Source organism: Azospirillum sp. (assembly GCF_050789165.1).
In genome coordinates this window covers 23,311-36,578 of record NZ_JBOZRT010000097.1, presented here as the reverse complement: position 1 = coordinate 36,578, position 13,268 = coordinate 23,311, and the positions used below count along the sequence as shown (strand labels likewise).

General features: G+C 72.1%; 14 protein-coding genes. 10 read left to right on the top strand and 4 right to left on the bottom strand.

Going from position 1 to position 13,268, the window contains the following annotated elements:
• The first annotated feature begins 280 nt into the window (after positions 1-280).
• From ACRWK7_RS21865 to ACRWK7_RS21835, 7 genes are all read left to right on the top strand, one after another.
• A complete protein-coding gene (locus tag ACRWK7_RS21865; protein ID WP_431858413.1) occupies positions 281-1,144 on the top strand; it encodes a 4-(cytidine 5'-diphospho)-2-C-methyl-D-erythritol kinase in 864 nt (287 codons plus the stop codon).
• A 49-nt stretch (positions 1,145-1,193) separates the two neighbouring features.
• Positions 1,194-2,276: a PA0069 family radical SAM protein gene (locus ACRWK7_RS21860; RefSeq protein WP_431858412.1), complete on the top strand. Its 1,083-nt coding sequence runs from the start codon at positions 1,194-1,196 to the stop codon at positions 2,274-2,276.
• Between the two features lie 113 nt (positions 2,277-2,389).
• Positions 2,390-3,052 carry a lysozyme inhibitor LprI family protein gene (locus ACRWK7_RS21855; RefSeq protein ID WP_431858411.1) on the top strand — a complete coding sequence of 221 codons (663 nt, stop codon included), beginning with the start codon at positions 2,390-2,392 and terminating at the stop codon, positions 3,050-3,052.
• Positions 3,052-3,678, top strand: coding sequence for a ribonuclease HII (locus ACRWK7_RS21850; protein ID WP_431858414.1), 627 nt, complete (start codon positions 3,052-3,054; stop codon positions 3,676-3,678). The genes ACRWK7_RS21855 and ACRWK7_RS21850 overlap by 1 nt, the downstream gene beginning before the upstream one ends.
• Positions 3,679-3,773: 95 nt before the next feature.
• Positions 3,774-4,856, top strand: a complete 1,083-nt coding sequence (locus tag ACRWK7_RS21845; protein WP_431858410.1) for a site-specific DNA-methyltransferase — start codon at positions 3,774-3,776, stop codon at positions 4,854-4,856.
• Between the two features lie 171 nt (positions 4,857-5,027).
• Entirely contained in the window at positions 5,028-5,405 is a 378-nt protein-coding gene (locus tag ACRWK7_RS21840) for a dihydroneopterin aldolase (RefSeq protein WP_431858409.1), read from the top strand.
• 94 nt (positions 5,406-5,499) lie between these two features.
• Positions 5,500-6,018, top strand: coding sequence for an SRPBCC family protein (locus tag ACRWK7_RS21835; RefSeq protein WP_431858408.1), 519 nt, complete (start codon positions 5,500-5,502; stop codon positions 6,016-6,018).
• Positions 6,019-6,154: 136 nt separating this feature from the next.
• On the opposite strand, the gene ACRWK7_RS21830 is transcribed toward ACRWK7_RS21835, so the two are convergent.
• Together ACRWK7_RS21830 and mutY are read right to left on the bottom strand one after the other, a co-directional pair.
• A complete protein-coding gene (locus ACRWK7_RS21830; protein WP_431858407.1) occupies positions 6,155-6,868 on the bottom strand; it encodes a DUF1194 domain-containing protein in 714 nt (237 codons plus the stop codon).
• Positions 6,869-6,883: 15 nt separating this feature from the next.
• Positions 6,884-7,915: an A/G-specific adenine glycosylase gene (gene mutY / locus ACRWK7_RS21825; RefSeq protein WP_431858406.1), complete on the bottom strand. Its 1,032-nt coding sequence runs from the start codon at positions 7,913-7,915 to the stop codon at positions 6,884-6,886.
• Between the two features lie 115 nt (positions 7,916-8,030).
• Between mutY and ACRWK7_RS21820 the strand changes: the two genes are divergently transcribed.
• The 3 genes from ACRWK7_RS21820 (at position 8,031) to ACRWK7_RS21810 (ending at position 12,682) form a co-directional block, all read left to right on the top strand.
• Complete coding sequence (locus ACRWK7_RS21820; RefSeq protein WP_431858405.1) at positions 8,031-8,495, top strand: DUF721 domain-containing protein; 465 nt, start codon at positions 8,031-8,033, stop codon at positions 8,493-8,495.
• Positions 8,496-8,569: 74 nt separating this feature from the next.
• A complete protein-coding gene (locus ACRWK7_RS21815; protein ID WP_431858404.1) occupies positions 8,570-9,202 on the top strand; it encodes a DsbA family protein in 633 nt (210 codons plus the stop codon).
• Between the two features lie 15 nt (positions 9,203-9,217).
• Complete coding sequence (locus ACRWK7_RS21810; protein WP_431858403.1) at positions 9,218-12,682, top strand: AAA family ATPase; 3,465 nt, start codon at positions 9,218-9,220, stop codon at positions 12,680-12,682.
• A gap of 175 nt (positions 12,683-12,857) precedes the next feature.
• On the opposite strand, the gene ACRWK7_RS21805 is transcribed toward ACRWK7_RS21810, so the two are convergent.
• Both ACRWK7_RS21805 and ACRWK7_RS21800 read right to left on the bottom strand, forming a co-directional pair.
• Positions 12,858-13,052 carry a hypothetical protein gene (locus tag ACRWK7_RS21805; protein ID WP_431858402.1) on the bottom strand — a complete coding sequence of 65 codons (195 nt, stop codon included), beginning with the start codon at positions 13,050-13,052 and terminating at the stop codon, positions 12,858-12,860.
• An 8-nt stretch (positions 13,053-13,060) separates the two neighbouring features.
• Positions 13,061-13,183 carry a hypothetical protein gene (locus tag ACRWK7_RS21800; RefSeq protein ID WP_431858401.1) on the bottom strand — a complete coding sequence of 41 codons (123 nt, stop codon included), beginning with the start codon at positions 13,181-13,183 and terminating at the stop codon, positions 13,061-13,063.
• Positions 13,184-13,268: the final 85 nt, after the last annotated feature.

Below are 13,268 nucleotides of genomic sequence, written 5' to 3'. Positions count from 1 at the left end.
GCGCAAGATCATCGTCATCCTCAATGCCATGGTCCGCGACGGCAAGCCCTGGGAGCACGCCACCGGGTAACCTCAACAACATGGTTGCTCCCCCGCTCTCGGCGGATCAAAGATCCGCCTGCCGCGTCAGCGCAAACCAGAGGTTTGCGCGAGAGCGTTGCGGTGGAGGGGGCAGAACGGCGGAGTTCCCTCCCCCGCAAAGCGGGGGAGGGTTAGGGAGGGGGCACACGGCACCGACTTCCCGCTTCCGTCCGCGCGGCCGTTCCGCTACCTCTCGCCCATGACCGCCATCACCGAGGCCGCCCCGGCCAAGCTGAACCTGTACCTGCACGTGCTCGGCCGCCGCGTCGACGGCTATCACGAGCTGGACAGCCTCGTCGCCTTCGCCGGCGTCGGCGACCGGCTGACCGTCTCCCTCGCCGAGAGCGGCCCGCACCTCGCCATCACCGGCCCCTTCGCCGCCCCGTTGCGCGCCGAGGACCCCGCCGGCAACCTGGTGACCCGCGCCGCGGTGGCGCTGGCGGAGCGGCTCGGCCGCGCGCCGGCGGTGCGCATCGAACTGGAGAAGACCCTGCCGGTCGCCTCCGGCATCGGCGGCGGCTCGGCGGACGCGGCGGCGTGCCTGCGCGCGCTGGCGCGGCTGTGGGGCGTGCCCGCCGACGCGCCGGACCTCTACGAGATCGGCGCGCGGCTCGGCGCCGACGTGCCGGTCTGCCTCGCCGGGCGGCCGGCCTATTTCGGCGGCGTCGGCGACGAACTCGCCCCCGCCCCCGCCCTGCCGGAGACGCACGTGGTGCTGGTCAACCCCGGCGTGCCGGTGCCGACCCCCGCGGTGTTCAAGGCGCGCCGCGGCGACTTCTCCGCCGCCGCCCGCTTCGCCGAGGCACCGGCGACCGCGGCGGAACTCGCGGCGCGGCTGGCCCAGCGCCGCAACGACCTGACGGCCCCGGCGCTGAGCGTCGCGCCGGTGATCGCCACGGTGCTGGAGGCGCTGGCCGCCACGCCCGGCTGCCTGCTGCCCCGCCTGTCCGGCAGCGGCGCCACCTGCTTCGCGCTCTACGCCACGGCGGCGGAAGCGCAGGGCGCGGCGGAACGGCTGGCGCGGCCCGGCTGGTGGGTGACGGCGACGCAGCTGACGGCGTAGCCCAGGTTCGTTCTTGATTTGTTCGCGCGCGTCTGGCACCGTCGTCCCCATGGTGGACGAACTTCCCGACCGTGGCCGCAAGGGACGGGGCGCCGTCAGCAACCGCAGCGGCCGGTTCGAGCCGCACGCGCGGGTGTCCGTGGACGATGGCTGGACCTTCGACGACGACCACGACCCGCCGCCGCTGCGCACGACGCTGAGCGTCGACACCAGCCGCACCATCATCACCCGCAACAGCTCGCCGGACATTCCGTTCGACCGCTCGATCAACCCGTACAAGGGATGCGAGCATGGCTGCGTCTATTGCTTCGCGCGGCCGACGCACGCCTATCTCGGCCTGTCGCCCGGCCTGGATTTCGAGACGAAGCTGTTCCACAAGCCCGACGCGCCGGACCTGCTGAAGAAGGAGCTGCGCGCCAGGGGCTACACCGTCGCGACGATGGCGCTGGGCGCCAACACCGACCCCTACCAGCCGGTGGAACGCGACCTCGGGCTGACCCGCCGCATCCTGGAGGTGCTGGACGAGGCCAACCACCCCGTGGCGCTGGTGACCAAGTCGGCGCTGGTGCTGCGCGACCTCGACATCCTCGCGCGGATGGCGGCGCGCAACCTGGCGCACGTCTGCATCTCGGTGACGACGCTGGACCGCGGCCTCGCCCGCCGGCTGGAGCCGCGCGCGGCCACCCCGCCGCGCCGGCTGGAGGTGATCCGCGAACTGAGCCGGGCCGGGGTGCCGGTGGCGGTGCTCGCCTCGCCGATGATCCCCGGCCTGACCGACCACGAGCTGGAATCCATCCTGGAGGCGGCCGCCGCGGCGGGGGCGAGCGGCGCCAGCTACATCCTGGTGCGCCTGCCGCTGGAGATCTCCGGCCTGTTCGAGGAGTGGCTGCGCACCCACGCGCCGCAGCGCGCCGACCGGGTGCTCAGCCTGATCCGCCAGTGCCGCGGCGGCGCGCTGTACCAGTCCGGCTTCGGCCGGCGCATGGCGGGCCAGGGACCGTATGCCGAACTGCTGTCCAGGCGCTTCCGGCTGACCGCCGAACGGCTGGGGCTGGGCGGACGCTGGCGGGAGCTGGACACCGCGTCGTTCCGCCCGCCGCCGATGCCGGGGGACCAGCTGAGCCTGCTGTGAGTGGACAGGCGCCCGAGCCGGGCCCCCACGGCGCAAGCAAGAAATCCCGTGCAATCCGCGCCAAAATCCGTGAAATCCGTGTGCCCCCTGTTGTCCGCAAGGATCCCCGCCGGATGCTCCGCCTGATCCCCCTCCTCGCCCTGTTTCTCGCGGCCCCGGCCGCGGCCGCCAGCTTCCCGTGCGCCAAGGCCGGAACGCCGACGGAGAAGGCGATCTGCGCCGACGCCGCGGTCTCCGCGCTCGACGAGCGGCTCGCCAAGGGGTTCAAGGACGCCATGCAACGGCTGAACGCCAACACCGACGGCGCCGTCCAGGCGGCGCTGAAGGCCGACCAGAAGGCGTGGCTGGCCGAGCGCAACGCCTGCGGCGCCGACGCCGCCTGCCTGCGCGGCCAGTACGAGCGGCGGGTGGCGGTGCTGGGCTTCAAGCCGGACCCCGGCGCCCCCTCGCCCGCCGACCCGTTCGTCGGCCGCTTCGACCATGGCGGGATCCTGGAGGTGGCGGCGCTGCGCCTGCGCGACGGCACGCTGGCGGTCAACATCTTCGGGGCGGAACCGACGGCCGGCCGGTGGATCTGCGGCTTCGAGGGCATCGGCCGGCCGGGCGCCGACGGCGCGCTCGTGGTCGGCACCCCCGACGCGGAGGGCAACGGCGTCGTCCTTCAGCGCATCGCCACCGGCGTGCGCATCGCCGACAGCGACGCCAACCGCGCCGCCAGCGGCAACTGGTGCGGCATGAACGGCAGCTTCCTCTTCGACTACGCGCGGATGAAATGATGAACCGCCCCGACCTTTCCCTCGAACTGGAGTACGGCCCGGACGCCGTGGTCTGCGGAGTCGACGAGGTCGGCCGCGGGCCGCTCGCCGGCCCGGTCATGGCCGCCGCCGTGGTGCTGCCCCCCGGCGGCCTGCCGGAGGCCATCGCCGGCCGCATCCACGACAGCAAGAAGCTCACCGCAAGCAAGCGCGAGGAGCTGGCGCCGCTGATCCGCGAGCACGCGCTGGCCGTCTGCGTCGCCGAGGCGTCGGTGGCGGAGATCGACGACATCAACATCCTGCAGGCCGCGCTGCTCGCCATGCGCCGCGCCGTGGAGGGGCTGGGCATCACCCCCACCCACGCGCTGGTGGACGGCAACAAGGCGCCCGCGCTCGCCTGCGCCGTGCGCACCGTGGTGAAGGGCGACAGCCGCAGCCTGTCGATCGCCGCCGCCTCCATCGTCGCCAAGGTCGAACGCGACCGCGTCATGATGGAGTTGCACGCGCAGTTCCCCGACTTCGCCTGGGACCGGAACGCCGGCTATCCCAGCCCTGCGCACCTCGCCGCACTCAAGCGGTTGGGGGCCACGCCGCACCACCGCACCAAATTTGGTCCCGTCTCTCAAGTTCTGGCGCTAAGGCGCTGACTCCCAAGACTCTTTTGAAAAAATCCCGTTGACGGCGACTCGGGCCTGAATCATGTTGGCCCAAGTGATTCGCTGAAAATTAGACGGGTGCGGGTATGCTGGAGCCGAATCGGATTCTCCTGGGGGACTGCGTGTCCCTGATGAACGGGCTTCCGGCCGGGTCGGTGGACATGGTCTTTGCCGATCCGCCCTACAACCTCCAGCTCGGCGGCGAACTGCTGCGCCCGAACCACACCCGCGTCGACGGGGTGGACGACGACTGGGACAAGTTCCAGGACTTCGCGACGTACGACCAGTTCACCCGCGACTGGCTGGGCGCGGTGCGCCGCATCCTGAAGCCGGACGGCTCGCTGTGGGTGATCGGCAGCTACCACAACATCTTCCGCGTCGGCTCGGTGCTGCAGGACCTGGGGTTCTGGATCCTCAACGACATCGTGTGGCGCAAGACCAACCCGATGCCGAACTTCCGCGGCACCCGCTTCGCCAACGCGCACGAGACGATGATCTGGGCGTCGCGCGACAAGGACGCGCGCTACCGCTTCAACTACGACAGCATGAAGAACCTCAACGAGGATCTTCAGATGCGCAGCGACTGGGTGCTGCCGATCTGCTCCGGCTCGGAGCGGCTGCGCGACGACAAGGGGCAGAAGGTCCACCCGACGCAGAAGCCGGAGGCGCTGCTCTACCGCGTCATCCTGTCGTCGACGCGGGTGGGCGACGTGGTGCTCGACCCGTTCTTCGGCACCGGCACCACCGGCGCGGTGGCCAAGCGCCTGGGCCGCAAGTGGATCGGGCTGGAGCGCGAGGAGGGCTACGCCAAGATGGCGCAGGCCCGCATCGACGCCACCGAGGAGGCGCCGGACCCCAGCCTGCTCGACGCCCCGCCGAAGCGGCAGGCGCCGCGCATCCCCTTCGGCGCGGTGGTGGAGCGCGGCCTGCTGCGCCCCGGCGTCACGCTGTACGACCTGCGCAAGCGGGTGGCGGCGCACGTCAAGGCCGACGGCACGCTGGTCGGCGTCAACCACCTGGGCAACCACGCCGGCTCGATCCACCGCGTCGGCGCCGCGATGACCGGCCTGCCGGCGTGCAATGGCTGGACCTTCTGGCACTTCGAGGACCACGGCCAGCTCAAGCCCATCGACGTGCTGCGCGAGCAGATCCGGGCGGAGAAGCACTGATCTTTTTCCCTCAGACGCCGGGCGGCCGCGTCCGCGGCCTTGGCTTCGCGGCCATGTGGCCGCGGGGCCTCAACGGCCCAGTCGCGCTCCGCGCTCCGTAACCCCAGCCCTGCGTCCACCGCACGGGCGTACGCTTGTCCGCGACGGGTACCGCGTGGTACCCGTTCGCCCATGAACAAGCTGTTTGCCGCCGTCACCGCGCCCCGCCTCGCCACCGCCACGGCGCTCAACCGCGTCTTCGTGCGCGACCTCGTCATGGACGCCTCGATCGGCGTCTACGACCACGAGAAGGTGGCGCCGCAGCGCATCCGCCTGAACCTCGACATGGAGGTCGTCGGCTCCGGCGTCACCGGCGAGGACGGCGTGAAGGCGATCCGCGCGATTGCGGGCGACGGCCACATCATGCTGGTCGAGACCCTGGCCGAGCGCATCGCCGCCCGCTGCCTGCAGGATGCCCGGGTGCGCCGCGTCACCGTGCGCGTCGAGAAGCTGGACGTCTTCCCCGACGCCGCCTCGATCGGCGTGGAGATCGAGCGCTCGCGCGGCTGACCCGCCCGCCTCGTCAATAAGTACAATTTTTCCGACCGCCGCGCGCGGCCCATCATTCCCCGTTGGAACCATCCATAAGCGGGGGAGGAAGGGCATGCTGAGAATCATGGGTTCGGCGCTCGCGGTCGCGGCGCTGGTCGCGCTTTCCGTGCCGGCGGACGCCCAGGCGGCCGGCAAGCAGGTCAAGGTGGTGGAGAGCGTCACGGTCGACGCGCCGCCCTCCAAGGTGTGGGGCGTGGTCGGCGACTTCAGCTCGCTCGGCTGGCACCCGGCGGTGAAATCGACCACCGCGCCGAACGGCAACGCGACGGGGTCCGAGCGCCGCGTCGACCTCGGCGGGCCGGTGCTGGTCGAGCAGCTCGTGCGCCGCAACGACAAGCGGCAGAGCCTCACCTACAAGATCCTCGACAACGGCGAGAACCAGAAGGTCCTGCCGGTGCAGCACTACGTCTCGACGATCCGCGTGAAGCCGTCCGGCAAGGGCAGCACCGTCACCTGGAGTTCGACCTTCGATCCGGCGCCGGGCAGCGACGCGGCCACCGCGAAGAAGGCGATCCAGGGCGTCTACCGCGGCGGCCTCGACAACCTGCCGAAGGTGGTCGGCAAGTCCTGAGGCGGATTGCGTCGTTTGAAGCCCCTCTCCCTTGACGGGAGAGGGGTTGGGGAGAGGGTGGCAAAGCGTTACTCCGCGGCCGTCCGGCCGCTACGCCCCCTCTCCCCAACCCCTCCCCCTCGCGGGGGGAGGGGCTTCACGGCAAAACGGACTCCGCGTAGGGCAGCGCCGCCACCTCCAGCACCAGCTTCTGGCGCAGGGCCGCGACGAAGGTCTCGCGGTCCAGCGCCGACTTGGTGAAGCAGTTGGCGCCGCCGATGACGTTCTCGGCGAAGTACTCCTCCAGCCAGGGGAACTCGTCGAGAATGGCCAGCGCGTTGATGGTGATGCCGCGCGCCGCCGCGCGGTCGCGCGCCTGAGCCGGGTCCACGCCGGCGTTCGAGAAGCCGTTGGCCACCAGATCGATCACCTGCCGCTCCGAGCGTACGCCGCCGGTGCCGAAGAGGCGCGCCGCCTCCTCGATGGCGCTGCCGATGGCGGTGGAGTCCGCCCTGCCCTCGCGCGGGGCCGCCAGGATGCGGCCGGCGAAGGCCTGGGAGTCCTCGGGGCTGGCGATCACCGTCCACGGCACCAGCACGTGCAGCGACTTCGGCCCGGAGAACGCCGCCAGCGTCACCGCCACCCCGCGCGCCGCCAGCGCCTCGGCCACCTCAGGGTCGGCGAAGGCGGCGGCGTGGCCACGCAGCTGGAACTCCAGGTCGCCCACCGTGATGCTGGCCGAGCCGTCCACCAGCAGCACCAGCTCCAGCCCGACGGACGGCAGGGGCTGCGGCTTGCGGCCGGGCACGGGCTGCGCGGCGGCGGGCAACGCGGCCAGCAGGAGGGCGATCAGCAGCAGGCGTTTCAGCATCGGCAACCCGGACCGTCAGACGTGCGCCAGCGCGTGCCGGACGACCTTGCGCATCACCGAGGGGAGCGCCTGGTCGCCCAACCGGTCGACCGGCACCCAGATTCCCTCGGCCTTCGTCCAGTCGGCCCCGGCGCGGCCGGCGAGCACCTGAAGTTCCAGGTGAAAATGGCTGAAAGTATGGCGGACCATGCCCGGCAGCTCCCGCCACGCCACATCGAGCGGCGGGCTTCGGCCCGGCTCCCAGCCCGACGACGGCACCTCCGCCATGCCGCCCAGCAGCCCCTCCTCGACCCGGCGGCGCAGCAGGACCGAACCTTCCGGGTTGAGCAGCCAGTAGGCGGTGCCGCGGCGCGTCGGCTTGTCGGCCTTGGCGGACTTGCGGGGAAGCTCCTCCTGGATGCCGGCGGCGCGGGCGGCGCAGGACTCCGCCACCGGGCAGAGCATGCACTTCGGCTTGCGCGGCGTGCACACGGTGGCGCCGAGGTCCATCATCGCCTGCGCGTAGTCGCCGGCCCGCTGCCGCGGCGTCAGCGTCGCGGCCAGCGCGCGCAGCTTCGGCTTCACGCCGGGTAGCGGTTCCTCGACGGCGAACAGGCGGGCGACCACGCGCTCGACGTTGCCGTCCACCACGGTGGCGGGGCGGCCGAAGGCGATGGCCGCGATGGCCGCGGCGGTGTAGGCGCCCACCCCCGGCAGCTCCAGCAAGCCCGCCTCGGTGTCCGGGAAGCGCCCGCCGTGCTGCTCCGCCACCGCCTGGGCGCACTTGTGCAGGTTGCGCGCCCGCGCGTAGTAGCCGAGGCCGGCCCACGCCACCAGCACCTCGTCCAGCGAGGCGGCGGCCAGATGCTCCACCGTCGGCCAGCGCTCGGTGAAGGCGCGGAAGTACGGCGCCGCGGCCGGCACCGTGGTCTGCTGGAGCATGATCTCCGACAGCCAGACGCGGTAGGGATCGGCGTAGGCGCCCGGCGCGCTGCGCCAGGGCAGGTCGCGGCGCTGGCGGTCGTACCAGGGGAGCAAGCGGGCGGCGATCTGAAGCGTATCCGTCATAGGGCTGACACATAGCGATGCGCATGATCCTGCGAAAGGGTCACGGCTCCGGCTCTGGCATCGCCGCGTCCGGCGCGCTAGGTTCTCGGCCACGGGGCAAGGATGGACGGGTGGAATGGCGGGACCGCGTCTGATCGGCCGCACGGTGCCGGAAGTGGCGGGCAAGGCGCTGGGCAAGAAGGGCCTCGCCTTCGGCGCGCTGATCACCGACTGGCCGAGCATCGTCGGCCACCAGTTGGCGCTGCGCACGCAGCCGGACAAGCTGGTCTTCCCGCGCGGCAAGCGCGAGGACGCGACGCTGCACGTCCGCGCCATGGGCGCCATCGCGCTGGAGCTGCAGCACCTGGAGCCGCTGATCATCGAGAAGATCAACGGCTTCTTCGGCTACAAGGCGGTCTCCCGCCTGCGCCTCGTGCACGCCGCCCCGGTCGCCACGAAGACCCTGCGCGCGCCGCAGCCCCGGCCGCTGAGCATGGACGAGGAAATCACCGTCATGTCCGCCACGGCCACCATCGAGGACGAGGGCCTGCGCGAAGCGCTGGAGCGCTTCGGCCGTTCGTTGCTGGGCAGACGGAAGTGATTCACCATGGTGGGGGCTTGCCGCCTCCGCCGCACCCGCTATAATCCCCCACATTTAGTATCCAGGAGGCCAAGGTGCGCCGATACGTAGCAGCCGCTTTCGGGGCGTTCGCCCTGTTCGCCACGATGGCCCTGACCGGCGGCCCCGCCGCCGCGCAGGCGACCATCGACACCACGAAGGCGCTGGGCGAGCGCGTGCTGGGCGACCCCAAGGCGCCGGTCACCATCCTCGACTACTCGTCGATGACCTGCCCGCACTGCGCCCGCTTCCACACCGAGACGCTGCCGAAGATCAAGGAGACGTACATCGACACCGGCAAGGCCAAGCTGGTGTTCCGCGACTTCCCCTTCGACCAGTGGGCGCTGCGCGCCTCCATGCTGGCGCGCTGCGCGCCGCCGGAGCGCTACTTCCCGCTGCTCGACGTGCTGTTCAAGGGGCAGGCGCAGTGGGCCTCGGCCAAGGACCCGGGCGCCGCGCTGACCCAGATCGGCAAGCTGGCCGGCCTGTCCGAGGCCACCATCAAGGCCTGCTGGGAGGACAAGGCGCTGGCCGACGGCATCCTCAACAGCCGCCTGGAAGGCCAGAACAAGGACAAGGTCGAATCGACGCCGACCTTCATCCTCACCAGCGGCAGCGGCACCACCAAGGTCGAGGGCGCGCAGCCCTTCGAGAAGTTCGCCGAAGCCATCGACAAGCTGGCCAAGTAAGTCAGGAACCCACCGGTGCATTTCTCGCGCCTCCGCCTGTCCGGCTTCAAGTCGTTCGTCGACAACACCGAGCTGGTGATCGAACCCGGCATGACCGGGATCGTCGGCCCGAACGGCTGCGGCAAGTCGAACCTGGTGGAGGCGCTGCGCTGGGTGATGGGCGAGACCTCCGCCAAGAAGATGCGCGGCGGCGACATGGACGACGTCATCTTCGGCGGCACGTCCAACCGTCCGGCGCGCAATCTTGGCGAAGTGTCGCTGACCGTCGACAACCGCTCGCGCACCGCGCCGGCCGGCTTCAACGAGCACGACGAGCTGGAGATCACCCGGCGGATCGAGCGCGGCTCGGGCTCCGACTACCGCATCAACGGCAAGCTGGTGCGCGCCCGCGACGTGCAGCTGCTGTTCGCCGACAACGCATCGGGCGCCAACTCGCCCGCCCTGGTCAGCCAGGGCAAGGTCGGCCAGATCATCAACGCCAAGCCGCAGGACCGCCGCATGCTGCTGGAGGAGGCGGCGGGCATCACCGGCCTGCACTCCCGCCGGCACGAGGCGGAGCTGCGCCTGAAAGCGGCCGAGGGCAACCTGACGCGCCTGGACGACGTCGTCGGCGCCATGGACACCCAGCTGCAGAGCCTGAAGAAGCAGGCCCGGCAGGCCAGCCGCTACCGCAACCTCTCCGAACAGATCCGCAAGGTCGAGGCGGTGCTCTGGCACCTGCGCTGGATCGGCGCACAGGCCGACCTGGAGCGCGCCCGCGCCGCCTTCGCCAAGGCGGAGGAGCATGTCCGCGGCCTGATGCTGTCGGTCACGCAGCTGACCTCCAGGCGCGCCGAGGACGCCGCCGGCCTGCCCGGGACGCGGCAGGCCGAAGCCGCCGCGGCCGCCGCCCTACAACGCCTCGTCATCGCCCGCGAGCAGCTGGACGCCGAGGAGCGCCGCGTCGCCGAGCAGCAGCGCGCCCTCCAGGATCGCCTGCGGCAGATCGCCGGCGACCTCGGGCGCGAGCAGGCGCTGGCCGCCGACGCCGGCGACGCGCTGACCCGCCTGGAGGAGGAGCGCGAACGCCTCCTCGAAGCCCAGGCCGACGAGGAGATGCTGGAGGAGGCCGCCCGCGAGGCGCTGGCCGGGGCCCGCGAGGCGGTCGAGGAGTTGGACCGCGATCTCACCCGCCTGACCGAACGGGTGGCCGCCGACGAGGCCCGCCGCGCCGCCACCCAGCGGCAGGTCGGCGAGTTGGAGGCGCGCGCCGCCACGCTCACCAGGCGCATCGGCGAGCAGCAGGTGCAGCGCGCCCTGCTGGAGCGGGAAATATCCTCCCGCCCCGACGTCGCCGAGGCCGAGCTGGCCGTCGAGGTGGCCGAGCAGCGCGTCGAGGACGCCCGCGAGGCCGCCGAGGCCGCCGAGCGCGCCAAGGCCGACTCCGAGCCTGCCCAGGCCCGCGCCCGCGACGCCCTGCACGCGGCCGAGGCGTGGCGCACGAAACTCAAGGCGGAGGATAAGGCGCTGTCGGAGCTGCTGGCCGCCGGCATCTCCGACCTGTTCCCGCCGCTGATCGACGCGGTGACCGTCGCCCCCGGCTACGAGGGGGCGCTGGCCGCCGCGCTCGGCGACGCGCTGACGGCGCCGCTGGACGAGGCGGCGCCGGTGCACTGGCGCGCCCTGCCGCCCCTGCCCGTCCCCGCCCTTCCGGCCGGGGCCGAGCCGCTGGCGAAGCACGTACAGGGGCCAGACGCGCTGGCCCGCGGTCTCGCCCACATCGGCGTGGTCGCCGACGCCGCCACCGGCGCGCTGTTCGCCCCCACGCTGGCCGCCGGCCAGATCCTGGTCAGCCGCGACGGCGGCGCGTGGCGCTGGGACGGTCTGGTCATCCAGGCCGGCGCGCCGACCGCCGCCGCCGTCCGCCTGAAGCAGCGCAACCGCCTGCGCGAGCTGCGCGAGGAGCTGGAGTCCGCCGAGGAGGCCGTCGAGCTGGCCCGCGAGGCGCTCGACGCCGCCCGCCAAGCCGCCGAGGACGCCGCCGTCCGCGACCGCCGCGCCCGCGACGCCGTGCGCGAGGCCTTCGCCGCGCTGAACGCCGCCCGCGACCGCCACGCCAAGCTGGCCCGCGAGGCCGACGCCGCCGCCTCGAAGCTCGCCGCGCTGGTCGAGGGCATCGAGCGGCTGGAGGCCGACCGCCGCGACGCCGAGACCCAGCTGGAGGACGCCCGCGCGCTGCTCGATCAGCTCGCCGACCCGCGCGAGGGCCGCGAGGCGGTCAACGAGAAGCGCGCCGCACTCGCCGAGCGCCGCACCGCCCAGGCCGAGAGGCAGAACGCGCTCGACCGCCTGACCCGCGACGCCCAGGCCCGGCGCCAGCGGCTCAACGCCATCCAGCACGAGATCTCGTCCTGGTCCACCCGTTCCCAGGGCGCCGGCGGCCGCGTCGGCGAGCTGGAGGAGCGCGCCGCGGCCGCCCAGGCCGAACTCGACCAGCTCGCCGGCCGCCCGGCCGAGATCGCCGGGGAGCGCCAGGACCTGCTGGCCCGCATCGCCGAGGCCGAACGCGCCCGCAAGCGCGCCGCCGAGGCGCTGGCCGAGGCCGAGGCCCGCCTGTCCGACACTGAGACCGCCCTGAAGACCGCCGAGGCCGGCCTCGCCGACGCCCGCGAGGCGCGCGCCCACGCCGAGGCCGCGGTGCAGGCCGCCGTCCAGCAGGGCCAGACGCTGACCGAGCGCATCGCCGAGCGCCTGGACTGCGCGCCCGAGCAGACCCGCGCCGCCGCCGAACTCGGCCCCGACGATCCGCTGCCCGACACCGCCGCCACCGAGTCCCGGCTGGAGAAGCTGGTCCGCGAGCGCGAGAACATGGGCCCGGTCAACCTGCGCGCCGAGCTGGAGGCCGCCGAGCTGGAGACCCAGATCGGCGCCCTGCACACCGAGCGCGAGGACCTGATCGCCGCCATCGCCCGCCTCCGCCAGGGCATCGCCAGCCTGAACCGCGAGGCGCGCGAGCGCCTGACCGCCTCGTTCGACGCGGTGAACCGCAACTTCCAGGAGCTGTTCACCACGCTGTTCGGCGGCGGCAAGGCCTATCTGGAGCTGGTCAACGCCGAGGACCCGCTGAACGCCGGCCTGGAGATCTACGCCAGCCCGCCGGGCAAGAAGCTGACGGTGCTGTCGCTGCTGTCGGGCGGCGAGCAGGCGCTGACCGCGCTGTCGCTGCTGTTCGCGGTGTTCCGCTCCAACCCGGCGCCGATCTGCGTGCTGGACGAGGTGGACGCGCCGCTCGACGAGGCGAACGTCAACCGCTTCTGCGACCTCGTGGAGGCGATCGCGCGCGCGGGCGACACGCGCTTCCTGATCATCACCCACCACCGCCTGACCATGGCGCGGGTGGACCGCCTGTTCGGCGTCACCATGGCCGAACGCGGCGTCTCGCAGCTGGTGAGCGTGGACCTCAGCGCCGCCGAGGAACTGCGCGGCGCGCAGGTGGCGTAAGAGCGCCTGACGCCAATCAGTTCCTTTCCGTCATCCCCGCGAAGGCGGGGATCCAGGAAGAGCCGCGACAGCGGCGACATGCGTCATGTGGCTCGCGGACGCGAGCACTGGATCCCCGCTTTCGCGGGGATGACGGAAAGGGTTGCCGAAACAAAAAAGGGCGCCCGCGGCGCCCTTACGTGTACTGGAGACCGAAGCGCCGCCCGCTTCGGGCGATGTCCTCGTTGAAGCCCTCGGAGACCCGGTCGTCCCCGCCCGAGGCGAGACAGAGCGTGACGTTGATGGCGCAGAGAATGGCGTGGTCGATCTGCTCGGGCTGCGCGTTGTAGCGCTTGATGGCTTCCAGAGCCCGGAGCACCGACGGAGCCATCGTTCCCCTCACACCAGCTGGGAACCGATTTGAAGCGCGAGCACCACCAGCACGCTGCCCCCGACGATGGTCACCGACCACCGTTCGGCGGCGGACCAACGCGACCAATCCCTGGTGAAGCTGCGCAGCATCTCCGCACCACATACGGAAGGGGTTATTGCTGCGTTGCAGTATGCCACCATCGAAAGGCTTAGTACAGGGAATTCTATATACGAC

Coding starts and splice junctions, on each gene's coding strand:
- ACRWK7_RS21865 (WP_431858413.1), top strand. CDS start 281: ATGACCGCCATCACCGAGGCCGCCCCGGCCAAGCTGAACCTGTACCTG.
- ACRWK7_RS21860 (WP_431858412.1), top strand. CDS start 1,194: ATGGTGGACGAACTTCCCGACCGTGGCCGCAAGGGACGGGGCGCCGTC.
- ACRWK7_RS21855 (WP_431858411.1), top strand. CDS start 2,390: ATGCTCCGCCTGATCCCCCTCCTCGCCCTGTTTCTCGCGGCCCCGGCC.
- ACRWK7_RS21850 (WP_431858414.1), top strand. CDS start 3,052: ATGAACCGCCCCGACCTTTCCCTCGAACTGGAGTACGGCCCGGACGCC.
- ACRWK7_RS21845 (WP_431858410.1), top strand. CDS start 3,774: ATGCTGGAGCCGAATCGGATTCTCCTGGGGGACTGCGTGTCCCTGATG.
- ACRWK7_RS21840 (WP_431858409.1), top strand. CDS start 5,028: ATGAACAAGCTGTTTGCCGCCGTCACCGCGCCCCGCCTCGCCACCGCC.
- ACRWK7_RS21835 (WP_431858408.1), top strand. CDS start 5,500: ATGCTGAGAATCATGGGTTCGGCGCTCGCGGTCGCGGCGCTGGTCGCG.
- ACRWK7_RS21830 (WP_431858407.1), bottom strand. CDS start 6,868: ATGCTGAAACGCCTGCTGCTGATCGCCCTCCTGCTGGCCGCGTTGCCC.
- mutY (WP_431858406.1), bottom strand. CDS start 7,915: ATGACGGATACGCTTCAGATCGCCGCCCGCTTGCTCCCCTGGTACGAC.
- ACRWK7_RS21820 (WP_431858405.1), top strand. CDS start 8,031: ATGGCGGGACCGCGTCTGATCGGCCGCACGGTGCCGGAAGTGGCGGGC.
- ACRWK7_RS21805 (WP_431858402.1), bottom strand. CDS start 13,052: ATGGCTCCGTCGGTGCTCCGGGCTCTGGAAGCCATCAAGCGCTACAAC.
- ACRWK7_RS21800 (WP_431858401.1), bottom strand. CDS start 13,183: ATGCTGCGCAGCTTCACCAGGGATTGGTCGCGTTGGTCCGCCGCCGAA.